The sequence below is a fragment of the Myroides sp. JBRI-B21084 genome (genome assembly GCF_030545015.1).
Taxonomy (GTDB): Bacteria; Bacteroidota; Bacteroidia; order Flavobacteriales; family Flavobacteriaceae; genus Flavobacterium.
Map to the genome: position 1 here is coordinate 550289 of NZ_CP120653.1, position 23703 is coordinate 573991.

The window sequence follows — 23703 nt, forward strand, 5'->3', positions numbered from 1 at the left end:
TATCTTAAAGTCGTTATGCTGATGGTTTCATATCTTTGATGCTATCACTTAACGGCTTTTTTCTATTTAATCAAATAATTAATTTAATTCTCAATAAAATGGCAAATATTACTGCTGCAGACGTAAATAAATTAAGACAAACTACAGGTGCCGGAATGATGGACTGTAAAAAAGCTTTAGTTGAAGCTGAAGGAGATTTTGATAAAGCAATCCAAATCTTACGTGAAAAAGGTCAAAAAGTAGCTGCTAACCGTTCAGACCGTGAGTCTACAGAAGGGGCTGCTGTTTCTTTTATCAACGCAGACAACACTAAAGGTGCAATTATTACTTTAAACTGCGAAACTGATTTCGTAGGAAAAAACGAATCTTTTGTTGCTTTAGCTAACGAATTAGTTGAAAAAGCAATTAACTTTTCTTCTAAAGAAGAATTTTTAGCTTCTCCATACAACGATACTATGACTGTTGCTGATAAATTAATCGAGCAAACTGGTGTTATTGGTGAAAAAATTGAAATTGGTGGTTTTGAAATCTTAGAAGGTGCTTTTGTTGGAACTTATGTTCACGTTAACAAAATTGCTGCTTTAACTGCTTTATCTTCTAAAATTGATAACGCTGAGGCTTTAGCTAAAGATGTTTCTATGCAAGTTGCTTCAATGGGTGCAGAAACTTTATCTTACAAAGATTTTGACCCTGCGTTTGTTGAAAGCGAAACTGCTGCACGTATTGCAGTAATTGAAAAAGATAATGAAGAATTAGCTCGTTTAGGTAAAACTTTGAAAAACGTTCCTAAATACATTTCTTATGCTCAAATTACCGATGCAGTTTTAGCACAAGCTGAAGAAGATGCTAAAGCTGAATTAAAAGCAGAAGGTAAGCCAGAACAAATTTGGGATAAAATTTTACCAGGTAAAATTGCTCGTTTTATTTCTGATAACACTACTTTAGATCAAGAAAAAGCGTTATTAGACCAAAACTTTATTAAAGACGATTCTAAAAAAGTAGGTGATTACGTAAAAGGTTACAATGTTGAAATCGCTGGTTTCAAACGTGTTTCTTTAGGATAATTTACTTTTTAAGTATAATAAAAAGCCTCAAATTCAATTGAATTTGGGGCTTTTTTATGGGTAAAATGAAAACTATTTTTAATTAGTTATTGTAACAAATTGATTTACATTGTTACTAATATAAAAAAATAGTTATGAAAAACATATTACTAGTATTATCCTTGTTTTTTGCAGGGTTAATAAACGCACAAAATATAAAAATTGAAGGAGTTGTTACTTTTGAAGACCAACCTATTCCTGAAACTTTTGTTACCATAAAAACCAACAAGGTTTATAACACTACTACAAACAACGATGGATATTTTTCTGTAGAAATTCCTGAAGATGTTACGAATTACACCATAACTTGGGAACATTCGCAGTTTAAAGTTCTATCAAAAACGCTAAAGTATGTTGCAGGTGAAAAATTAGATTTGCAATTTACAGAACAAACAACCGAAGAGCTAGCAGCAATTATAATAAATCAAACCAATAAAAACATTCGCAGATTTGCTGATAAAACTGTGGTAGATGTAGAAAAATTAACTGTGTTAAATTCGGGTAGTGTTTTTGATGCGGTTAATAAATTACCTGGTGTTTTGGTTACAGCCAATGGACAAATTGCGCATAACGGAAAACTGGCAACCATTTTTTTAGATGGCGAACCAACGGGTATGAGTGGTGATCAACTTACAAACTTTCTTAAAAACCTACCAGCAAACACTGTGAAAAGCATTGAAATTATTGATCGTCCTGGTGCAAAATACAGCGCTACTTTTAATGGTACAATTATTAATGTTATAACGAAATCGGCAAAAATTGAAGGTTTTAGTGGAAGTTTTATGCAAGAAAATCGTATAAACAGTAAAATTAAAAACAGTACATCGGCGCAAATCATGTTTAAAAAAAACAAAATAAGCTGGAGCATGAACACCGGTTATACCCATCACGAAGGCAATAGTTCGTCTGCTAATGAATTTAGTTATATAAGCAACGGAACGCCTATTAACGCCAGCGAAAACTATTGGAACAACAGTTGGTATCAAAATGTTTATTTACGCAATAAATGGCAATATAAATTAAGTGATTTTACCAGTTTAACCCTTAAATACAACTTTAATCATAATTATAATAAGCCATTGAATTATGGCGCCGTGGTTAATACGTTTGGCAATACACAACAAATGTATACACAACAAACTAAAAATTTAAGTAAAAACAACATGCATGAATTGCAGTTTGTATATGCGCAAAAGTTAGATACACTTGGAACTAATTTTACATTAACATCAAATACAGAATTTCAAAATAATGGAAACAACAACCAGTTGTTTGTAAAAGATGAAAAAGTTTCAAGCATTTTAGCCGATAACAATTTTGTGTACAGCCAAACCAAAGCCGATTTTGAAAAGCCAATAAAAGCAGTTAATGGCAATTTAGAAACGGGCGCACATTTTACACATTCGGTTTCAAATAATAACGGTCTTTATAATTGGAATCAAGCCAGAACTTATATTCCTTATGATTTTAAATACACCAATAAAGCTGTTTACACCAGTTTATCAAGCAACATAAAATCGTTAATGATTTCGGCAGGTTTACGATTCGAAAATTTAACGTATCAATCACAAACAGCTGTTGATTCTTTAAATTTAAAAAAGCATTATACTAATGTTTTTCCAACAGTTTCGTTAAAATATTCATTAACTTCGGGTGTTTATCTTAGTACAGGATATAGCAAACGAATGAATTTGCCTGGTGCGCAAGCGTTCAATCCTAATATAACATCGCAAAATAGTTTGTTGCTTTCAAACGCTGGAAATCCTAATTTACAGCCCGAAATAAGTCACAACATAAATGCAACGATGACTGTTTTTGATTATATTTATTTTAGTTACAACCTTTCAAAAATGCCTAATCAAAATGTAGCTTTTTATGAAATTGCTCCAAATGGTACGCTTGAATCTAAATCGCATAATATTAAAAACGGTATTTCGCAAAGTTTTAATATGGGGTTGCCCATTCCTTACGCTATGTTTACCAAAGGTTTAAAAAATATGATTAACGACAGAAACGGGCTAAATGTTGATGAACTTTCGTTTACCTACTTAAATGCGGGCTATTTTAAAACAAAGTACAACAATGTAATTCCTGAAAAGTTTCAAAAAGGTGCGTTTTATATTTTTACTTATTCGCAGTTTTATTTGGGTGGTAATACACGTTTGTACATTACGTATTATAATATGTTTAAAGGGGTAATGAATTTGTACGAATTGAATAAACCAGCACAAAACCTGAATGTTGCGTTTAATAAGAAATTTTTAGATAATAAATTAACTTTAAATGTTGGGGTTGATAATGTGTTGAATACCGATGGTTATAACGTAAATGTTTTTGGTAACGGCTTGCAAATGCGTACCGAAACTATGAACGAACGCCGCATGTTTAAAGTTGGTTTAACCTTTAATTTTGGTGGTTTTAAAGACCAAAACCAAATTTTTCCGCAAACTACCCCGCCTTTTAAAACAAATTAGTTAAAAAATAAAGCCCTAAAATTAGACTGCCCCCAAAAATTTGGGACTTTATTTTACAACTTTTAGTTCAAAATATAAATCTTCTTTTAATAGTACTTCTTTGTAAAATTTACCTCGGGACTTATCATTAAATAAAAAAGAGTATAATTTGGTTTCTAAATTTGGGTTGTTTATTTCTTTAACTGTAGCAAACATAAGATTGTCATTAACGTTTACATTATTTAAATCATTAGGTACAAATTCTACACCTATATAAATTTCTTCTCCTTTTTTTAGTTCAATAATATTGTTAAATTCAAATTCTATTCTAAAATCTTTATTATTTAATTTACCGGTATTGTTTTTTGGAATAGTAAATACTTCAACTTCAGATTCAATTAGGGTAGAAGCAGGCTCAATTGTTTTTTTAAAAACAAGCGGTCTTAATCTTTTGGTTAAATAGATACCATTGTTTTTTGCAATAAAACATATACCATTAAACTTTACATCGGTAGTTGCTTTATATTTTGTTAGTGTTGAAAAGCCTTCAGTTGCAGGAATGCTTGAAAACCATAAATGAGCTTTAGGTTTTTTGAAAAGTTTTTCCCATACAGAATTGATAACATCTATTACAATTTCATTTAATAAAATATCTGCCTTTTTTAATTCAATTTTAAAAGAATTATTAATATCGGCAACTTTTACATTTTTATCTTCATACCCTATACATTTGATAGTGATGGTTTCATTTTTATTTACATTTTTTAAATGAAACATACCTAAACTATCCGAATATACGGGACGTTCTGATGCTTGTGAAAAAATTTGCGCGTAAGGTACGGGTTCATTTTCTGAAATAATTGAACCTTTTATGTTTTGTTGTGAAAAACTTATTTGTTGAAATAAGATGAATACAATAAGATAGAATTTATTTGTAATGCGCATATTTATTTTAAAAACCTTTAAATATCTTTGTAAGATAAATATAGAAAAAAATGGAAATAAAACGTTGCGATTGGGTTACAAATGATGAATTGTATATAAAATACCACGACGAAGAATGGGGAAAACCTGTTTACGACGATGAAACTATTTTTGAATTTTTAGTGTTAGAATCGTTTCAGGCGGGTTTAAGTTGGTTTACCATTTTAAAAAAACGCGAGAATTTTCGTGCTGCTTTTGATCAATTCAACTATAAAAAAATAGCTAATTATAACCCTGAAAAATTAGAGTCTTTAATGCAAGATGCAGGTATTGTACGCAACAAATTAAAAATTTTAGCTACCGTTAACAACGCACAGCGCTTTATGGAAGTTCAAAAAGAATTTGGCAGTTTTTCTAAATATATTTGGGGTTTTGTAAACCATAAAACTATTAATAACAAAGTTAAAAGTATTAAAGATGTACAAGCAACTACAGATATTTCTGATGCGTTAGCTAAAGATTTAAAAAAACGCGGTTTTAAATTTTTGGGTTCAACCGTAATGTATGCGCACATGCAAGCAACCGGTATGGTTAACGATCACTTAACAACATGTTTTTGTTATAACAAACACTAAATGAAACTTACAAAAAAGCAAATTGTATTTATAATTCTAGGCGGTATTTTTGTAACCAATGCCATAGTTGCCGAATTAATAGGGGGTAAGCTCATAAACGTTGGTCCGTTTATTTTAAGTATTGGCATTTTGCCTTGGCCTATTGTGTTTGTGGTTACCGATTTAATTAACGAATATTTTGGTAAAGAAGGTGTAAAAAAACTTACCTTTTTAACCACCGGACTTATTTTATATACGTTTTGCATGATATTTTTGGCGATACAAATACCTGCTTCAAATGTATCGGCTGTTAGTTTTAATGCTTTTAAAGAAGTTTTTGGGCAAGGTTTATGGATTATTATTGCCAGCATCATTGCCTTTGTTTGCTCACAGTTGATAGACGCTGCTTTGTTTGTGTTTTTTAAAAAGATAACAGGTGGTAAAAAAATATGGCTACGCAGTACAGGTTCTACCGTAATTTCGCAGTTATTTGATAGTTTTATTGTAACTGGAATAGCTTTTTGGCTTACGGGTAAATTATCTTTTCACGATTATATAAACATGGCAGCAACAGGTTATTCGTTTAAATTATTATTAGCAATTGGGCTAACACCTTTTATTTATTTGGGACATTACGTTATTAAAAACTTTTTAGAAAAAGATACTCCAATTCAATCTTCATAAACAACTTTTAGTTTTTTATTTAAAATTTGCATAAACAAATCGCGCGGAATTTCCTCGGCACCTAATTGGGCTAAATAATCATTATAAACTTGGCAGTCAATTATTTGATAGTTGTTTGCTTTTAAATGTTGTGTTAGGTGAATAAAAGCTATTTTTGAAGCGTTTGATGTTTTAGAAAACATACTTTCGCCACAAAAAATATGTCCTAAATCAATACCGTATAAACCGCCAACCAGCTCCTTATTTTGCCAAACTTCAACCGATTTTGCTACACCCATTTCGTGTAATTTTACATACGCTTGTAACATTTCATCGGTAATCCAAGTGCCTAATTGTCCATTGCGTTTTATTTGTTGGCAATGGCTAATCACTTGTTCAAAAGCGGTATTAAAAGTTACTTTAAAAATGTTTCTATTTAAGATATTTCGGGTTGATTTAGATATTTTTAATTGATTTAAAAATAAAACCATACGTTCTTCAGGTGCAAACCAGGTAATTTCTTCACCATCTTCAAACCAAGGAAAAATACCGCTGTGGTATGCAAGCTGTAGTCTTTCTGTAGATAAATCGCCGCCAAAAGCCACAATGCCCGATGAATGTGCTGTTTCTACACTTGGAAAATAAAGTTCGTTGGTAAGTTTGTACATAAAAAAATCCCGATTACTAGTGTAATCAGGATTCAAAATTATTGTTTTCTATCGATATTAAAAAGGTAAATCGTCTTCAGCTTCTTCGTTTTGATTAAAGTTTGGAGCTGGTGGAAAAGCGGTGTTATTGTTTGCTGCATATCCATTGTTTTGGTTTTCAAACGGATTAGGCTGTGCAAAACCTTGTGGTTGTTGCCCAAAACCTTGTTGCGGTTGTGCATATCCACCACCTTGTGGCTGCGCGTAACCTTGTGGTGCTTGGTTGTAAGCAGGTTGTTGCATTTGTGGACGATCGATTCTCCAACCTTGAATTGAGTTAAAATAACGGGTTTCACCTTGTGGATTAACCCATTCTCTACCACGTAAGTTAATACCAACGCGTACTTGTTCACCAATTTGAAATGAATTTAATAAATCGCATTTATCTTGTGTAAACTCAATTAAAATATGCTGCGGATATTGCTCTTCTGTAGTTACAACTACTTCTCTTTTTCTAAAAGTTGGGCTTACATCTTGTACCGGACCAACCATTTTTATTCTTCCTAAAACTTCCATGTGTATTATTTTGCTGCTAAAATTGTTTTCCAAGCCAATGTTACTTCATTTAAACTTAAAAAGTCTTTAGCTTTTTTAAAAATTAATTCGTTGTTATTATTGTTTACCCAGTTTGCAATTTCAGGATTTTCGTTTAAAAAAGTTACTACTTCATCACTTGTTGGCAGCACTTCTACATTGCCTAAAATCCCTAAGTCGTTCCCTGCAAATATACCACTTTTTTTGGCATTTTCAGGTATCGCGTCAACGCCAATACCCAATGTAGTAAGTGGTTTTTCAACTTCAAACATTCCTGGTGTAGCACGTGTGTACCAGTTGCCCCCCATACGTGCAATTAAATCTATTTTATGTTGATCGATACCGCCTTTTCCGTCTAAAATATCATTTGCAATGTGCATTTTTACAACTTCGCAAATAATCATATTTCCTGCACCACCTTGATCGCCTAATGCAATTATTTGGTTTACTTTACATTCTAATTGCACCGGACTTTCGGCAACGCGAAAAGGTTTAACTAAATCTGATGCTACTTTTGTAAAACCGGCTTTTATAAATTCATCAACACCATCGGCATATTCAGTAGATGCTAACGAAAGTTGTTGCACCATGCTGTAATTAGCTATATTTATAACTACTTCTTTAGTAGCTTCGCAATTTAACAAGGTATGTTTTACTGTGTTGTTGCGTACCCTACGTGCTGGCGAAAAAACCAATATGGGCGGGTTTGAACTAAAAATGTTAAAAAAACTAAAGGGCGATAAATTTGCATTTCCGTTTTCATCAACTGTACTTGCAAATGCAATTGGGCGTGGACCCACGGCGCCTTGTAAATAGGCTTGTAATTGTACCGGATTTAAATCGGTTGGTTGTATGCTTAACATAACTTAAATTGGTTTGAACAAAGATACATATAGCGATTAAAAATTTTGTTCCAATTTTAAAAATATTATCAACAAAAAAACGTTTTAAAGCAGTATATTGCCATTTGTATTACTAAATTTTATGTATGTCTATTGTTAAAAGAAGTTTATACACACGTTGGTTTATCTTGCTTTTTTCGTTGGGAATTTTAATTTTAATTCTTTGGAATACCTATTTGCTTTTTCAAACTTTTAAGCACGAAGAACGTGTAAAAATGGAAATTTGGGCACAAGCAAATCAAAAAATTAGTGAATCTCCTTTAGAGTCAGATATTGAACTTCCATCAAACATTTTAATAAAAAATACTACGATACCGGCTATACTTACTACAGATAATGATAGTATTATTAGGCATTTTAATTTACCCGAAGAAGCTGAAACCAATTCTAAACTTCTGTATGAAATTTTAAATGATTTAAAAAGTCAGAATTTACCAATTGAAGTTAAATTTTTGGGTGAAAAACAATATGTATATTACGGAAATTCATCGTTAATAAACAAATTAAAATACTATCCAATGGCATTAATAGCTATTTTGGTTTTGTTTGGTTTGTTGGTGTATAGTTATTTTAGGGCAAGTAAAATGTCGTCCGAAAATAAATTATGGGCAGGTATGGCAAAAGAAACTGCACACCAAATTGGCACACCGCTTTCATCGCTTTTAGGTTGGTTAGAAATTATGAGGCTTGATGATATGGACGCTAATATAATTGCCGAAATTCAAAAAGATGTGGATCGTTTGCAAACCATTGCCGACCGTTTTTCAAAAATTGGTTCTGAACCAAATTTAGAGTTGTTGAATATTGTTGAAGAAACCAAAAAGTCGTTTGATTATTTACAATCGCGCAGTTCAAAACAAATTGTTTTTGAGTTTGATACCAATACCGATATTGTAAATCTTATGCTGAACCCAACTTTACATAGTTGGACTATTGAAAACCTTGTAAAAAACGCTATTGACGCCATAAAAGGCAAAGGAAAAATTAAAGTTGAAATTAAAAACAACGAAAATAATTTACAAATTTTAGTGAGTGATACTGGTAAAGGCATACCAAAAAATCAATTCCGTAAAATATTTGAGCCGGGCTTTTCTACCAAAAAGCGTGGTTGGGGCTTGGGTTTATCGCTTACGCAACGTATTGTTCAAAAATACCATAAAGGTTCCATACGTGTTTTAAAATCAGAAATAGGTAAAGGCACTACTTTTTCAATTCAATACAAGAAAAAATCCCTTTGAAATTTCAAAGGGATTTTTTTTTATAAATGTGATGCTATTTGCTTGGCAGTTTCTTCAAATTCTTCTTTTGTAAGCGATGCTTTTCGTTGAAAACGCATATCGTCCATATCTTGTAAAGGTATTAAATGCACGTGTACGTGTGGTACTTCTAACCCTACAACAGCAACACCTACGCGTTTACATGGTACGGCTTTTTCAATGGCTTTTGCCACATCGTACGAAAATTCCATTAAACGCGTGTACAAGTCTTTTTCCATTTCAAAAATCTTGTTGATTTCCTGTTTAGGAACGCACAAAGTATGGCCTTTTGCATTGGGATTTATATCTAAAAAAGCAATAAACTCGTTGTTTTCTGCAACTTTATACGATGGAATTTCGCCGCTTATAATTTTAGTGAAAATGCTCATAGCTTAAAAAATTAGTCTCTTGTAATTTCTAAAATTTCAAATTTTAAAGTGCCGTTTGGTACACTGATTTCTGCAATTTCACCAACCGATTTTCCTAGTAAACCTTTACCAATTGGCGATGTTACCGATATTTTACCAGCTTTTAAATCGGCTTCGCTTTCAGCAACCAATTTGTATGTAATTTCCATTCCGTTTGTTTGGTTTTTAATACGTACGGTAGAAAGCACCAAAACTTTAGATGTATCTAATTGTGATTCGTCAATTAAACGAGCGTTTGCTAAAACTTCTTCCATTTTAGCAATTTTTAATTCTAACAAACCTTGTGCCTCTTTAGCAGCATCGTATTCAGCATTTTCAGACAAGTCGCCTTTATCGCGTGCATCAGCAATTGCTTGTGAAGCTTTAGGGCGTTCAACACTTTTTAAATGCTCCACTTCATCTCTTAATTTCTTTAATCCTTCGGCAGTGTAGTATGATACGTTACTCATTTTCAATTCAATTTATAAAACAGAAAAAATCCCATACATACGGGATTTTGTTTCTTATGCGTTTATTATGTTAATATTTGTTACATTTATATTTAGGTCAAAGTTAAATAATTAAATTTGTTTTTCAAATGTTTTTATAATGAAAAAATTATTTGTGCTTGTACTTTGTACAGCGTTTTTTTTTAGTGGATGTACCCGTGACGAATGGGACACCCGCAACCCTTATTTACCTGAAATTGCTATAAATTATACTATTAATACAGCCTTGCCAACGTATAATAAATTGCAGTATCCGGGCAATGCAGTTTATGTAGCAGGTTTTGGTTTAAATGGTTTTTTTGTGATAAATACCGGGACAGGTATACGCGCTTTTGAAGCTACTTGCGCCAACCATGCCATAAGTGGTTGTTCTAAATTAATTTTGAATGGAATTGAAGCAAATTGTAGTTGTACCGACGCTTTGGTTTACAATTTATACTTAGGTTTGGCTACAACTAGTGCACAATATCCGTTAAAAGAATACAGGGTTTCACAAAGTGGAACTATGATAAATGTATATAATTAATGAAAAAATATAAAGCGCCAAAATTTTAAAATTTTGGCGCTTTTGTATTAAAATTTTAAACTAAATCCGCCTAAAATATTAAACTGAGCTTGAGGGTAGTATCCGGCACCTTCAATGGTTTGAATGCTGTTAGGATTGGTCCAATTGTCATCGTAAGTGTAGTAATATCCGTTTGAAATGTATTTTACATTAAAGATGTTGTTAGCTAATACGTTGAATGATATGGATTTAAACCATTTTTTTAGCTGCATTTCGTAAACTATATTTATATCATTTGTTACATACGAATCTAATTTTGAAGCGTTAGAGTTTGTGTTACCCATGTATTGTTCGCCAACAAATTTGGTTAACCACGATACGTTTAATTGTTTTAACGGTGAATAGGTTAGGGCATTGCCTACAATTACATTTGGCGTAAATGATATATTGGTATTGCCTAAATGCACTAGCGAACCGTTGCGTTCTGTTTTGTAGTTTATGTTTTTGTTAGAACTTATGGTAATGTTTGGACTCATCATCCATTTTGGAGCAAACTGCCAAGTTCCATCAATTTCTATACCTAAACGGTAACTGTTTCCGCTGTTTTCACGTACTGCAGCACCAACATCGTTTAAAGCGCCTGTTAATACTAACTGGTCTTTATACAACATATAGTAACCGTTCATGTTTACGGCTAGTTTGTTAGAATTGTATCGCCAACCTAATTCAAAATCGTTTAATTTTTCAGGTTTTGGATTGCCGTTTTCATAATCGGTGCGGTTAGGTTCGCGATTTGCGCGTGCATATGAAAAATAGGTGCTGCTGTTGTTGTTTATTTTGTAAGTGATACCTGCTTTAGGGTTAAAAAAGTTAAAGGTATCGTTTACCAATCCGGTTTCTGCACCATTAGCTTTATAAGTAACATTACGCCATTGTAAATCGCCAAATAAAATTAAATTATTGTGCAAGGTATAAGTTGCTTTTGCAAAAGTATTTTTATCGGTTTTGGTTGAATTGTCCCTGTAATACTCTTGTTTAAATTTTGTAAACGGTTGGCTGCGTACCCATAGAACATCGCCGTAATGGTCACCGGTGTATTTATTTGCTGCACCGCCAAAAAGTACTTCTAAATTGTTTTTATTGTATTGGGCCGAAAATGTTACACCATAAAATTCGTTATCAAGATATTTTCTTCGAATTAAATCAGATGTTTCTTTGGTTTCGCCATTTACAGCAATAGGTTCTAAGTTGTAATCGGCTAAATCTTCATCTGTTTTGTAATTTTCGTAATAACCAAAGCCTTTGGTGTAATGTACTGCTAAGTTTGTGTTCCAATTGCTGTTCCATTTTTCGTTCCAATGCAGCTGATAATGGTCTTGTTGATAGTTGTCGGTTTCGTTGTCGTAAAACTGCATTTTACCTTCGTTATCATAATACATTCCCGAAGTATTAAATCGGCGGCCGTATTTTTCAATATCTTTTTGCTCTAAACCGTTCCAAGCTTGATATGTTTTTTCTTTACCACCAAAAACCAACGCTTTAAGCAATGTACCTTCATTAATAAAAGTTCCTTGTAAAAAATAAGAGTTTAGTTTTGATGAGGCGCGATCGATGTATCCGTCTGAATATAAATTAGATAAACGGCCTGTAAGTTCAAACGTGTTATTTACCAATCCGGTGCTAAATTTTACAGTGTGTTTTCTTGTGTTGAAGCTGCCTATTGAATTAGCAATTTCACCATTAGCATCGTATGAATATTTATCGGTTAATAAGTTTAAACTGGCTCCAAAAGCACCCGAACCGTTGGTTGATGTACCAACACCGCGTTGTAATTGCAGATTTTCGACACTTGAAACAAAATCGGGCATATTTACCCAAAAACTACCGTGCGATTCAGGATCGTTATACGCAATGCCGTTTATGGTTACATTTACACGTGTGCCGTCGCTTCCACGCACGCGAATACCTGTGTAGCCCACACCGTTACCTGCATCGGTTGTAGTAACTACCGATGGCATAAAGTTCATTAAAACAGGAATGTCTTGTCCTAAGTTGCGTTTTGCAAGTTCTTCTTTACTTAAATTACTAAAAGCAATAGGTGTTTTGTTGGTAGCGCGAACTGCTTGTACCAAAACCTCGTCTAAAGTGTTTGACGTTAGGGTGTCTTTTTTAGTTTCGGTTTGAGCTTGCATGGTAATTGCCGAAAGACAAAAACTTGCAAACAAAAAATGAGTTTTCATTCGTAAAATAATTTTACAAATAAAAGGGGCATTTATTTTGTTTAGATTAATAAAAATGTTTTCGTTACGAACAGTAACTTAATGCGTGCACTCAATAAGTGTATTGTTCATTTCCCTTGGCAGCATTACCTGCCCAGGTTCAACGGGTATGATCTCAGCCGTACGGCACCCCTTTGAGACGGGGCAAAGATAATTGTTTTTTTAAGATGAAAGAAAAAAAGACAACAGAAAAAACGAAAGATTAGAAAGCAGCACCTTGTAAGCCTTTTTTCTTTTTATTGAAATTATTTACCTCTGCTTTTAAAGCTGTTTGTTTTTCTTCATCGGTTAATTGTGCATTGCTTTTAATGCCTGCTACAGCAATTTCGTGTTGTACTTGTAAACGCATTAATGCTTGTTCTTGAGCTTTTGAATGGAATTGCATGATTTTGTTAATTAATTTCTGCCCAATTAATTGTGCCTAATCCTTTATCAATTACTTTATTGTTTTTTACTACAATTGTAGTTGGTACAATTTCAATATTTGGTTTAATAAAAAATTGAGTAGAATCGGCTTTGTAAAAGGGTAATTTATAATTTTTATTCTTTAGAAAATTTGTTATTTTTTTTTTCGTCTTCAAAAGATATTACCAATAATTTTGTTTTTCCCTTAAAAATTCTGTTGTAATTGGTGCTTATGTCGTCAAATTCCTTAATACAAGGTTTGCAATAAGTTGCCCAAAAATGAAAATAATACGTAGTATCATTTTGTAAAGTATTTATAGTATAAGTTTTATTGGTTTCAAGGTTTTTAAAAACAGTTTTATTTTGAACAAGTGAATAAGTAATTGAATTATCACGTTTGCTATTATTTTTAATGGTATTCATAACATAATATGTTAATCCAAAAAACACTAATAACCCTAAAGCCCCAATTACTCCTAAAATTTTCAATGCTAATTTCATTTTCTAAATGTAAAAAAAATTTAAAACCTAAACTTTCTATTCTCTTTTTTATCGGCAAGGCGTTGTTTGTCTTCCAAGCGTTTTTTAATTACCGCTTTAGGTATTTTGGTTGCAATACGTTTTTTGTTTTTCTTTAACGCGTTTTCTAACAATAGAAACAAACGTTGGGTACACAATTCTTTATTCTTAAGCTGGCTGCGAGTTTCACCGCATTCCACCATAATAAACCCTTCTTTAGTAATGCGGTTGGCTAATTTTTCGGTCAATATTGCTTTTTCATCGACGGTTAAACCATTGCTTTGTCCTACAAAAAACTGAATTTGCACTTTTGTTGCAACTTTGTTAACGTTTTGTCCGCCGGCACCCGAACTGCGCACGGCTTTGTATTGTATTTCGGTTTGTATAATTTCTTTATTCATAGTTTAATATTTTTGCCACGGATGCACGGATTATTTAATAATTGTTATGAGATATTGAATCAAGTTCAGCATGACATTATTGGCGATTAGTCAAAATGAAATCTGTGCATCTATGGGAAAAGAAAATCATTCATTTTCTAACGCGTAAACTAAAGTGTAATTTTCAAAATTTTCAAAATGAAACATAAATTTACCCTTGAAATTTAATTCTTTACAATTTACAATTGCAGTACCTTGGCTAGTGTTTTTAGTAAAATTATGAATATGCATATCGTTTTTAAAACTTAAACTACGGCTGTTACACATTTTGTACAATGCTTCCTTTGCGCCCCAAATTACACTTAAGTTTTCAATGTAGTTTATGTGTTCATTTAAAAAGCTAAATTCGGTACCTATAAATTTATTGGCAATTTTTACAATTTTTTCGCGCTGCTTTTCAATATCAATCCCAACATTCTGGCTGCTGACAATGATCGCCGAAAAATCATACGAATGGGTAATAGAAATATGTTTTCCGTTTTTTAAATGGGGTTTTCCGTTGGTGTCGTAATGCAAATCTAAATCGGTATAACCAGCTTCCATTAATAATTTTCGCACGCTTAAAAAGCCTTTTCTGTGTTGTTCTGAAAGCATTCCGTTTAAACGATTCAAATGTGTGTCTTGTAAAACAACATCTTTTCTTAAATCAGCTTCGGTTTCTAAAATTTTCCAAACAAATATTTCAGTATCAGTAAGGTGCGTTATTTTTTTAAATAAAGGCATATTGTAAGGCTTTATGATTTCATTTGCAATGATTTAAAATGAAATGCGTAAATTTGCAAAAATTTTGATTTACAAATATACAGAATACATGAGTACAAAAACGATACCTTACGTGCCATTTAAAGTGAAAGATATTTCATTAGCGGCTTGGGGAAGAAAAGAAATTGAATTAGCTGAAGCTGAAATGCCTGGTTTAATGGCACTTCGTGAAGAATATAAAAACGAGCAACCTTTAAAAGGGGCACGTATTGCAGGCTGTTTACATATGACGATACAAACTGCAGTTTTAATTGAAACGTTAAAGGCTTTAGGTGCAGAAGTTACATGGAGTTCTTGTAACATTTTCTCAACACAAGATCAAGCGGCAGCTGCAATTGCCGAAGCTGGTATTCAAGTGTATGCGTGGAAAGGTTTAAACGAGGAAGAATTTGATTGGTGTATTGAACAAACTTTGTTTTTTGGCGAAGACCGTCAACCGTTAAACATGATTTTAGACGATGGTGGTGATTTAACAAACATGGTTTTAGATCGTTACCCTGAATTAGTTGCAGGTATCAATGGCTTGTCTGAAGAAACTACAACAGGTGTTCACCGTTTGTACGAGCGTGTTAAAAATGGTACATTGCCAATGCCTGCAATCAATGTAAACGATTCAGTTACTAAATCTAAATTCGATAATAAATACGGATGTAAAGAAAGTGCTGTTGATGCTATTCGCCGAGCTACCGATTTAATGTTAGCAGGTAAACGCGTGGTTGTTTGTGGTTATGGTGATGTTGGTAAAGGTACGGCAGCATCGTTCCGCGGAGCTGGATCTATTGTTACAGTTACCGAAATTGATCCAATTTGTGCTTTACAAGCTGCTATGGACGGTTACGAAGTGAAAAAGTTAGATACCGTTATTGGTAACGCCGATATTGTTATTACTACAACAGGTAATAAGGATATTGTGGTTGGTCGTCACTTTGAAAAAATGAAAGATAAAACCGTTGTTTGTAACATTGGTCATTTTGATAACGAAATTGATATGGCTTGGTTAAACGCAAATTTTGGTGCAACTAAAAAAGAAGTAAAACCACAAGTTGATATTTACAATGTAAACGGTAACGATATTATTATTTTGGCAGAAGGGCGTTTAGTAAACTTAGGTTGTGCTACAGGTCACCCATCTTTTGTAATGAGTAATTCGTTTACAAACCAAACATTGGCACAAATTGAATTGTGGAATAACGCTGATAAATACGATAACAACGTTTACATGTTACCAAAACATTTAGATGAAAAAGTAGCATCGTTACACTTAGCAAAATTAGGTGTAGAGCTTGAAACATTATCAACAGACCAAGCTGCTTATATTGGTGTTGAGGTTCAAGGGCCGTTTAAACCAGAATATTACAGATACTAATAAAGTGTTTTAAATCAATAAAAAAGGTAATTGCTAAGCAGTTACCTTTTTTTGTATATTTATAAATCAAAATTTAAAGGTATGAAACATTTTATTTTATTTATTGGAACTGTTTTGTTTGGATGGGCTGCAAATGCACAATCTTTACAAACTATGGGGTTGAATGGTAAAGTGAAATGTATTCATGAAGAATTAAATATTTGCTCCCATAAATATGGAAAACCACAAACAAAAAACTGTTCTTATTTAGATAACAATATAAAGTTTACTGTTGATGGAATTGTTATAGAACAACCTTATGAAGATTATGAAGGAATTAGAAGACTAAAAAAACAAATTGACACCGGTTTTTTGGTAGAAGTTTTTAGAACCGAAGATGGTGTTGAAACTAAATCGAGTGAGAGTTATTATAATGATAAAAACTTAATCGTTAAAACAATTTATTTTAACGATTTAGGAGAAGTAATGCTTACAGATACTATTTTTTACAATACACAAAACCATAAAATTAAATCTGAAAAATTAGCTATTGTTAATGGTGTTTCAGAAAAAAAGATTCTTTTCTATGACGATCATCAAAAAATGTGTGCTTTTGAAATGTATGTTAATGATGAGCTAAAAGAATCTGAAAAATTTAAAACCAGTTATACTTTTGACGCTTTAGGAAATTGGGTTGAATTAATAATAGAAGACTCACTTACCACGTACTTACACAAACGTACCATTGAATACTATTAACATGTACTAATGATTAATTAAATAAAATTGAAAAAACAACATATCTATTTATTTTTTAGCTTATTTTTAGCTTTGCAATTGTTTAGTCAAAATACTACTCAATTGTATTTAAAAGGAAAAGTAAAAAGTATTCACGAAACTTATCAAAAATGTCCTACTGTTGCTTTAGAAGGTTCAACTTTTAAATGTTTAGAGAAAGATACTTTTTTTACTTTTGATAAAAAAGGTAATGCAATAGGCTTAAACGCACAAAACACCAATTTTGATAATTATATTGTTGTGAAAACTTCAACCGATCAAGGATATAAAATAACTGAATATTTAATATGGGATGGCGTAAAACGCAAACATTTTGAAGAATATTACAATAAAAAAGGAAATAAAATAAAAGTTATAGGTTTTCATAACGATGGCGAAATAACCAATATTTGGGAATATATTTTTACTAAAAAGGGAGAAAAAGTAGAAGAAATTAGTACAAGTTTTTGGAACGGTAATACCAAAATGTATCACTATTTTTATAATGCACAGGGCGATGTTGCTTTATGCAAACATTATGAAAACGGTAAAATAATAAAAGCAGAAAAGTTTGAAATAAAGTACACATTTGATAAAAAAGGTAATTGGCTTACTAAAACCATTCAAGCCGAATACAACGAAAGTTATAAGCGTACCATTGAATATTATTAAAAAATGCAACTCTTTTTTTGAGTTGCATTTTTTTAATCTTCAAATTCGTCCATTAACTGTTTTAATTCTTTTAAATAACGCCCATAGAATTTCATAATAATCCATTCCGATAATAAAATAAGCACAGCAATTGATACAACTCCTAAAATTAAAACGGTGTAAATAAATGTAGGGTCGGTTTTAAAAGTTTCATTAAAGTGGTAAAATTTATCAACCAAATAGTAGGTTTTGTCTTTACCTGCCGTAATAACAAACATAGCAATTGCTGTTGGTAAAAGCACGTAAATTGACGATCGGTAGGTTTCAATAGCAAAATGAAATTCGTAATACAGCCTTATAATACTTTCGCGGCTATTAAAAGTATTAGGTTGCTTAATCATTTTACTAATGGTATAAAAACGGCGGTAATAGTACAAGCCAAAAATTATAAATTGGCATACTAAAAAATAATACACTAAACTTAGCACCCCTTTTATTTGATACATATCAATAAAAGGTACAATAAAAAGAAAAATAATACTAACAGCCCAAATAAAAGCCTCGCGTTTAAAGCTTTTAATTATTTTATCGGCTAACGATTTGGTTTTAGTTAAATATTCGGGTTTTATATTAATATCCTTTTCGGGTTGGTTGTTCCATTTTTTTTGTAACTCATCAAAATTCATATCCGTTCTTTTTTATGATGGTTTGTAATTTCTCTTTTGTTCTATTTAATTTTACGCGTGCATTTACTTCGCTAATACCCAAATTTTCGGCAATTTCTTTGTGATTCATTCCTTCTAAAAACAAAAAAATAAGGGCTTTTTCTACTTTGTTAAGTTCTTGCACGGCATCGTAAAAATATTTAAGTTGTTCTTCTTTAAAAGCACTATTATCGTCGTCAATACGGTCGTAATTTTCATGTAGTTCGTATTTGTCTTGTTTTTTATCGTCTTTTTTAAAGAAGGTTAGGGCAGTATTTAAACAAACCCGGTACATCCATGTTGAAAATTGACTACTACCTTTAAAGTTTTGGTACGATTTCCATAATTGAAAAGTCATTTCCTGGATCAAGTCTTCTTGATCTTCGGTATGGTCAAAATACATTCTTGAAATTTTGTATAAAATTCCTTTATGTTTTTGCATTAAGTCCAAAAATTCTTTTTCGGTGGCTTTCAATTTTACTAATTTTCTCTTTGGTTAGTACGAATTTAAGCGATATGTTACAATAATAAAAAAACTCGTTAGTTTTTTCTAACGAGTTTTTCAATGTTTTTTATCCTAAATAAGTTTTTAAGATTTTACTACGAGATGTGTGTTTTAATCTGCGAATAGCCTTTTCTTTAATTTGACGAACACGTTCGCGGGTTAAATCAAAAGTTTCACCAATTTCTTCAAGCGTCATTGGGTGTTGATCGCCCAAGCCAAAGTATAAACGTACTACATCAGCTTCGCGCGGAGTTAATGTTTCTAATGCACGTTCAATTTCGGTACGTAATGATTCGTGTATTAATTCACGATCTGGGTTTGGCGATTCGCCCGAACGCAATACATCGTATAAGTTTGAATCTTCACCTTCTACTAAAGGCGCATCCATTGATAAGTGACGACCAGAGTTTTTCATTGACTCTTTTACGTCGTTCACTGTCATGTCTAATTCTTTAGCAATTTCTTCTGCCGATGGCGGACGTTCGTTTGATTGTTCTAACAACGCATACATTTTGTTTATTTTGTTGATAGATCCAATTTTATTTAATGGTAAACGAACGATACGAGATTGTTCTGCCAACGCTGATAAGATTGATTGACGAATCCACCAAACGGCGTACGAAATAAATTTAAAACCACGAGTTTCGTCAAAACGTTGCGCGGCTTTAATTAATCCTAAATTTCCTTCGTTAATTAAATCGGGTAATGTTAAACCTTGGTTTTGGTATTGTTTTGCTACCGATACTACGAAACGTAAATTAGCTTTTGTTAATTTTTCTAAAGCGCGTTGATCGCCGGCCTTTATGCGTTGTGCTAATTCTACTTCTTCATCGGCAGTAATTAAATCTACTTTACCAATTTCTTGTAAATATTTGTCTAACGATGCTGTTTCACGGTTAGTTACCTGTTTGGTAATTTTAAGTTGTCTCATGTTTAAATAACCCTTCCTTAATGTTGTTTCCTATAGTTATACGCACAAAGTTGTAAAAGGTTACAAAAAATATAAAAAAAAACCGATGAGGTTTGCTCATCGGTTTTTTGTATTTATAAAAAACTAGTTGCTTTCTTCTTTTTTATCGTTTGAAGGTTTGTTAAAGTTTTTGTGCTGCGGGCGTCCTTCTTTGCTTTCAGGTTTGCCTTCGCTTTTATTCTCTGGCTTACCTTCTGGTTTTGGCGGACGTGGCATTAATGCTTTACGAGAAACTTTAGGTTTTTTTGTTTTTGGATCTAAACCTAAATATTTAACATCTAAAACATCGCCTTCTTTTAAAACATCAGATGGATTTTCAATACGTTTCCAATCAAATTCTGATACGTGTAATAATGAATCTTTTCCAGGAACAAATTCTACAACTGCACCAAATTCTAACATTTTAGTAACTTTTACAGTGTAAACTTCACCTTCAACTGGTGAAAATGTTTGGTTTTGGATTGATTGAATAGCTTTGTCCATTCCGGCTTGTGAAACGCCTAAAATTTCAATAATACCAAAATCACCTTCTTCAGAAATAACAATTGTAGTTTCAGTTTCGGCTTGTAACGCTTGAATGTTTTTACCACCTGGACCAATAATTGCACCAATAAAATCTTTTGGAATTGTAAATTTAATAATTTTTGGTGCGTGTGCTTTAACTGTTGGGTTTGGTGTTGCAATAGTTTCGTTAATTTTACCTAAAATATGCATACGACCTTCATGTGCTTGCTGTAAAGCTTGCTCCATAATATCGTAACGTAACCCATCAATTTTAATGTCCATTTGACAAGCTGTAATACCATCTTTGGTTCCTGTAACTTTAAAGTCCATATCACCTAAGTGGTCTTCATCACCTAAAATATCAGATAAAACAGCAAAACGATTTCCGTCTGTAATCAATCCCATAGCGATACCTGATACTGGTTTTTCTATTTGAATACCTGCATCCATTAACGCTAATGTTCCTGCACAAACTGTTGCCATAGACGATGATCCGTTTGATTCTAATACATCTGAAACTAAACGAATAGTGTAAGGACAATCTTCTGGAATCATGTTTTTTAATGCGCGTTGTGCTAAGTTACCGTGACCAACTTCGCGACGTGAAACGCCACGTAATGGTTTAGCTTCACCTGTTGAAAACGGCGGGAAGTTGTAGTGTAAGTAAAAACGCTCTTCGCCTTGTTCACTAGGTAAATCAATTACGTTTGCTTCGCGAGATGTACCTAGGGTAACTGTTGCTAAAGCTTGTGTTTCACCACGGGTGAATACCGATGAACCGTGAGCTGAAGGTAAATAATCTATTTCGCTCCAAATGTTACGAATTTCAGTAGTTTTACGTCCGTCTAAACGCTGACCTTGGTCTAAAACTAAGTTACGAACCGCTTCTTTTTGTGTTTTAGAAAAGTATTTAGAAATTAATTCTTTTTTCTCTTCTAACGTTTCTTCAGAAAAATTAGCTAGTAATTCTTCTTTTAAAACTGCAAATTTATCGCTACGTTCGTGTTTTGCGCTTGCTTCGGCAGCAATTGCGTAAAATTTATCATAAGTAAACGAGTGGATTTCGTTTTTCAACGTATCGTCGTTTTCTTCTGGTTCGTACGTTCTGTAATTTAAGTTTAATGCAGCACGCATTTTTTCTTGTGCTTCAATTTGTACTTTAATAGCTTCGTGTGCAAATTTAATTGCTTCAATCATTTCGGCTTCAGAAATTTCTTTCATTTCACCTTCAACCATACAAACTGAATCTTTAGATGCGCCAATCATCATATCAATATCAGATTGATCTAATTGTTGTTTGCTTGGGTTAATAATTAATTCGCCGTTTACACGTCCTACACGTACCTCAGAAATAAGGTTGTAGAAAGGAATGTCTGAAACTGCTAATGCTGCCGATGCTGCTAAACCAGCCATTGCATCAGGCATTACGTTTTCATCAAACGACATTAATTGTAACATAATTTGTGTTTCGGCATGGTAATCATCCGGAAACAAAGGGCGTAAACAACGGTCTACTAAACGCATTGTTAAAATTTCTTGGTCGCTTGGTCGTGCTTCTCTTTTGAAGAAACCACCTGGGAAACGACCAGCAGCTGAAAATTTTTCGCGATAATCTACTGTTAAAGGTAGAAAATCGATACCTGGATTTGCTGTTTTTGCAGAAACTGCAGTAGCTAAAATCATACAGTTACCTGAACGAACTACAACAGAACCGTCTGCTTGCTTGGCTAACTTACCTGTTTCGATAGAGATGGTTCTGCCATCGCCTAAATCGATAATTTCTTGGGTTACTTTAGGAATCATAAATTTTTAATTCTTAATTAAACAAAGGGAAAAATGTTGTTGTTGTGTTGTTGTGTGTTTAGAACCCAATGAAAAACCAAGCTTTAATGCTTAAATAATTATATAAAAAAAAGAGGCGCGCAAGCGCACACCTCTTTGTAAATTGATTATTTTCTGATACCCAATTCTTTGATGATTTCACGATATCTGTTGATATCTTTTTTCTTTAAGTAGTCTAAAAGACTTCTTCTTTTACCTACTAAAAGAACTAATGAACGCTCTGTATTATAATCGTGACGATTCTTTTTTAAGTGCTCTGTTAAGTGCGAAATTCTAAAAGTGAATAATGCAATTTGTCCTTCTGCAGAACCTGTGTTTGCTGCTGCACCTCCGTGTTTTGCGAAGATTTGCTCTTTAACTTCTTTAGTTAAATACATGCTAATATTATTTAAATGATTGTTATGTATGTTTGAATTAAAAAATTCTGTGCAAATGTACAGCTTTTTTTTAATAATGCAATTATAATATTTTTATTCTTTATACAATTCGGAAATCTGGTTTGTTAACCATTCTAATAATTCTTTGTCGGCTTCGCTAAATGCATTTAAAGTGTTTGAATCGATATCAATTTGTCCAATATTTATGCCATTTGTAATTATAGGAACAACTATTTCACTTTTTACATGCATGTTGCACGAAATGTAATTGTTTTGTGCTTTTACATCATCAACCAAAAAAGTTTCGTTGCTAACTGCTACTTGTCCACAGATGCCTTTTCCAAAAGGGATAACGGTATGATCGGTTGGTAAGCCGGCAAACGGACCTAAGTGAAGTGTTTTTGTACTATTGTTTGCAAAATAAAACCCTACCCAATCAAAATAAGGAATTTCGGTTTGTAAAAAATTGCAAATATCTTGTAAACGTTCGTCAACACTTTTGTGTTGTTTTAATAGGTTTGTTAAATTATTCTTTAATAGTTCTTTTTGCATTTGTTTTTTTTAGTAAATTTACAAAAAATTTAAAGACACCAAAATTTTAATATGTTGCACCGATATTTATATAGTATTTTTTTAACTGCTGCTGTTCTTTTTTCGAACATTGGCTTAGCAGTTAATATACATTATTGTGGTGAAACTATTGAAAAAATTGATTTAGGTTATGCATCGGCTTTAAAATGTACAGAAACAGCTACTAAAAAAGCATGTTGCAAAGAAAAAAAGGAAGCTAACGAAAAACCTTGTTGCAAGAACGAAACCATTAAACAAAAAACCGATGATGTGGTTATTAAGGTTTCGGCAAATAATCACTTTACCGATTTTATCACTCCGGTTGTATATAAGTTTCAACCACAAGTAATTTCACAAGTTAGTTTACCAAAAAAACTAAATGCCGTTTATTGTTGCCAAACAAATGCGCCGCCTTTATATAAACTTTACAATCAATATTTACTGTATGCATAATAAACATTTTTAAGTACAAAATG

General features: G+C 32.5%; 27 protein-coding genes. 10 read left to right on the forward strand and 17 right to left on the reverse strand.

The features are described from left to right. Positions 1 to 98 precede the first annotated feature (98 nt). On the forward strand, positions 99 to 1064 hold the full coding sequence (tsf, locus tag P3875_RS02690) for a translation elongation factor Ts (RefSeq protein WP_303444711.1): 966 nt from the start codon (positions 99 to 101) through the stop codon (positions 1062 to 1064). A 134-nt stretch (positions 1065 to 1198) separates the two neighbouring features. Further along, the gene (locus P3875_RS02695) at positions 1199 to 3577 is read left to right on the forward strand and encodes a TonB-dependent receptor domain-containing protein (protein ID WP_303444712.1); all 2379 of its coding nucleotides are present in this window, start codon (positions 1199 to 1201) and stop codon (positions 3575 to 3577) included. 48 nt (positions 3578 to 3625) lie between these two features. Here P3875_RS02695 and P3875_RS02700 read toward each other — a convergent pair whose 3' ends face one another. Next, a complete protein-coding gene (locus tag P3875_RS02700; protein ID WP_303444713.1) occupies positions 3626 to 4501 on the reverse strand; it encodes a carboxypeptidase-like regulatory domain-containing protein in 876 nt (291 codons plus the stop codon). Between the two features lie 50 nt (positions 4502 to 4551). Between P3875_RS02700 and P3875_RS02705 the strand changes: the two genes are divergently transcribed. Both P3875_RS02705 and P3875_RS02710 read left to right on the forward strand, forming a co-directional pair. After that, positions 4552 to 5115: a DNA-3-methyladenine glycosylase I gene (locus P3875_RS02705; RefSeq protein WP_303444714.1), complete on the forward strand. Its 564-nt coding sequence runs from the start codon at positions 4552 to 4554 to the stop codon at positions 5113 to 5115. Continuing rightward, positions 5116 to 5778 carry a queuosine precursor transporter gene (locus P3875_RS02710; protein ID WP_303444715.1) on the forward strand — a complete coding sequence of 221 codons (663 nt, stop codon included), beginning with the start codon at positions 5116 to 5118 and terminating at the stop codon, positions 5776 to 5778. Here the strand turns inward: P3875_RS02710 and aat are convergent. Genes aat through P3875_RS02725 form a run of 3 tightly spaced genes read right to left on the reverse strand, consistent with a single transcriptional unit; the run spans position 5766 to position 7861 of the window. Beyond that, a complete protein-coding gene (gene aat / locus P3875_RS02715) occupies positions 5766 to 6425 on the reverse strand; it encodes a leucyl/phenylalanyl-tRNA--protein transferase (RefSeq protein WP_303444716.1) in 660 nt (219 codons plus the stop codon). The genes P3875_RS02710 and aat overlap by 13 nt on opposite strands. A gap of 57 nt (positions 6426 to 6482) precedes the next feature. Then, on the reverse strand, positions 6483 to 6980 hold the full coding sequence (locus P3875_RS02720; protein WP_303444717.1) for a DUF3127 domain-containing protein: 498 nt from the start codon (positions 6978 to 6980) through the stop codon (positions 6483 to 6485). Between the two features lie 5 nt (positions 6981 to 6985). Further along, complete coding sequence (locus tag P3875_RS02725; protein WP_303444718.1) at positions 6986 to 7861, reverse strand: flavin reductase family protein; 876 nt, start codon at positions 7859 to 7861, stop codon at positions 6986 to 6988. A gap of 125 nt (positions 7862 to 7986) precedes the next feature. On the opposite strand from P3875_RS02725, the gene P3875_RS02730 reads away from it, so the two are divergent. Further along, positions 7987 to 9138: a sensor histidine kinase gene (locus P3875_RS02730; protein WP_303444719.1), complete on the forward strand. Its 1152-nt coding sequence runs from the start codon at positions 7987 to 7989 to the stop codon at positions 9136 to 9138. A 20-nt stretch (positions 9139 to 9158) separates the two neighbouring features. Here the strand turns inward: P3875_RS02730 and P3875_RS02735 are convergent, their stop codons facing one another. Both P3875_RS02735 and greA read right to left on the reverse strand, forming a co-directional pair. Continuing rightward, positions 9159 to 9545 (reverse strand): HIT family protein, encoded by a 387-nt coding sequence (locus P3875_RS02735; protein WP_303444720.1) that lies wholly within the window; start codon positions 9543 to 9545, stop codon positions 9159 to 9161. Positions 9546 to 9556: 11 nt separating this feature from the next. Continuing rightward, a complete protein-coding gene (greA, locus tag P3875_RS02740) occupies positions 9557 to 10033 on the reverse strand; it encodes a transcription elongation factor GreA (RefSeq protein ID WP_303444721.1) in 477 nt (158 codons plus the stop codon). A 139-nt stretch (positions 10034 to 10172) separates the two neighbouring features. Between greA and P3875_RS02745 the strand changes: the two genes are divergently transcribed. Further along, positions 10173 to 10598 (forward strand): hypothetical protein, encoded by a 426-nt coding sequence (locus P3875_RS02745; RefSeq protein WP_303444722.1) that lies wholly within the window; start codon positions 10173 to 10175, stop codon positions 10596 to 10598. A gap of 47 nt (positions 10599 to 10645) precedes the next feature. Here P3875_RS02745 and P3875_RS02750 read toward each other — a convergent pair whose 3' ends face one another. From P3875_RS02750 to P3875_RS02770, 5 genes are all read right to left on the reverse strand, one after another. Next, positions 10646 to 12817 carry a TonB-dependent receptor gene (locus P3875_RS02750; RefSeq protein WP_303444723.1) on the reverse strand — a complete coding sequence of 724 codons (2172 nt, stop codon included), beginning with the start codon at positions 12815 to 12817 and terminating at the stop codon, positions 10646 to 10648. A 241-nt stretch (positions 12818 to 13058) separates the two neighbouring features. Then, positions 13059 to 13241: a hypothetical protein gene (locus P3875_RS02755; protein WP_303444724.1), complete on the reverse strand. Its 183-nt coding sequence runs from the start codon at positions 13239 to 13241 to the stop codon at positions 13059 to 13061. A gap of 155 nt (positions 13242 to 13396) precedes the next feature. Next, a complete protein-coding gene (locus P3875_RS02760; protein WP_303444725.1) occupies positions 13397 to 13762 on the reverse strand; it encodes a redoxin domain-containing protein in 366 nt (121 codons plus the stop codon). A 20-nt stretch (positions 13763 to 13782) separates the two neighbouring features. Beyond that, complete coding sequence (arfB, locus tag P3875_RS02765) at positions 13783 to 14181, reverse strand: alternative ribosome rescue aminoacyl-tRNA hydrolase ArfB (protein ID WP_303444726.1); 399 nt, start codon at positions 14179 to 14181, stop codon at positions 13783 to 13785. Positions 14182 to 14307: 126 nt separating this feature from the next. Further along, complete coding sequence (locus P3875_RS02770) at positions 14308 to 14943, reverse strand: 4'-phosphopantetheinyl transferase family protein (RefSeq protein ID WP_303444727.1); 636 nt, start codon at positions 14941 to 14943, stop codon at positions 14308 to 14310. An 88-nt stretch (positions 14944 to 15031) separates the two neighbouring features. On the opposite strand from P3875_RS02770, the gene ahcY reads away from it, so the two are divergent. The 3 genes from ahcY (at position 15032) to P3875_RS02785 (ending at position 17776) form a co-directional block, all read left to right on the forward strand. After that, positions 15032 to 16348 carry an adenosylhomocysteinase gene (ahcY, locus tag P3875_RS02775; RefSeq protein ID WP_303444728.1) on the forward strand — a complete coding sequence of 439 codons (1317 nt, stop codon included), beginning with the start codon at positions 15032 to 15034 and terminating at the stop codon, positions 16346 to 16348. A gap of 81 nt (positions 16349 to 16429) precedes the next feature. After that, the gene (locus P3875_RS02780) at positions 16430 to 17086 is read left to right on the forward strand and encodes a hypothetical protein (RefSeq protein ID WP_303444729.1); all 657 of its coding nucleotides are present in this window, start codon (positions 16430 to 16432) and stop codon (positions 17084 to 17086) included. A gap of 27 nt (positions 17087 to 17113) precedes the next feature. Further along, positions 17114 to 17776, forward strand: a complete 663-nt coding sequence (locus P3875_RS02785) for a hypothetical protein (RefSeq protein ID WP_303444730.1) — start codon at positions 17114 to 17116, stop codon at positions 17774 to 17776. Between the two features lie 32 nt (positions 17777 to 17808). On the opposite strand, the gene P3875_RS02790 is transcribed toward P3875_RS02785, so the two are convergent. The 6 genes from P3875_RS02790 to P3875_RS02815 form a co-directional block, all read right to left on the reverse strand. Next, entirely contained in the window at positions 17809 to 18441 is a 633-nt protein-coding gene (locus tag P3875_RS02790) for a hypothetical protein (protein ID WP_303444731.1), read from the reverse strand. After that, the gene (locus tag P3875_RS02795; protein ID WP_303444732.1) at positions 18431 to 18901 is read right to left on the reverse strand and encodes an RNA polymerase sigma factor; all 471 of its coding nucleotides are present in this window, start codon (positions 18899 to 18901) and stop codon (positions 18431 to 18433) included. The genes P3875_RS02790 and P3875_RS02795 overlap by 11 nt, the downstream gene beginning before the upstream one ends. A gap of 130 nt (positions 18902 to 19031) precedes the next feature. Further along, positions 19032 to 19895, reverse strand: coding sequence for a sigma-70 family RNA polymerase sigma factor (locus P3875_RS02800; RefSeq protein ID WP_090677933.1), 864 nt, complete (start codon positions 19893 to 19895; stop codon positions 19032 to 19034). Between the two features lie 123 nt (positions 19896 to 20018). Beyond that, complete coding sequence (locus P3875_RS02805; RefSeq protein ID WP_303444733.1) at positions 20019 to 22241, reverse strand: polyribonucleotide nucleotidyltransferase; 2223 nt, start codon at positions 22239 to 22241, stop codon at positions 20019 to 20021. A 146-nt stretch (positions 22242 to 22387) separates the two neighbouring features. Then, positions 22388 to 22657 carry a 30S ribosomal protein S15 gene (gene rpsO / locus P3875_RS02810; protein WP_303444734.1) on the reverse strand — a complete coding sequence of 90 codons (270 nt, stop codon included), beginning with the start codon at positions 22655 to 22657 and terminating at the stop codon, positions 22388 to 22390. Positions 22658 to 22750: 93 nt separating this feature from the next. Continuing rightward, complete coding sequence (locus P3875_RS02815; RefSeq protein WP_303444735.1) at positions 22751 to 23209, reverse strand: GAF domain-containing protein; 459 nt, start codon at positions 23207 to 23209, stop codon at positions 22751 to 22753. Between the two features lie 51 nt (positions 23210 to 23260). Between P3875_RS02815 and P3875_RS02820 the strand changes: the two genes are divergently transcribed. After that, positions 23261 to 23680 (forward strand): HYC_CC_PP family protein, encoded by a 420-nt coding sequence (locus P3875_RS02820; RefSeq protein WP_303444736.1) that lies wholly within the window; start codon positions 23261 to 23263, stop codon positions 23678 to 23680. Positions 23681 to 23703: the final 23 nt, after the last annotated feature.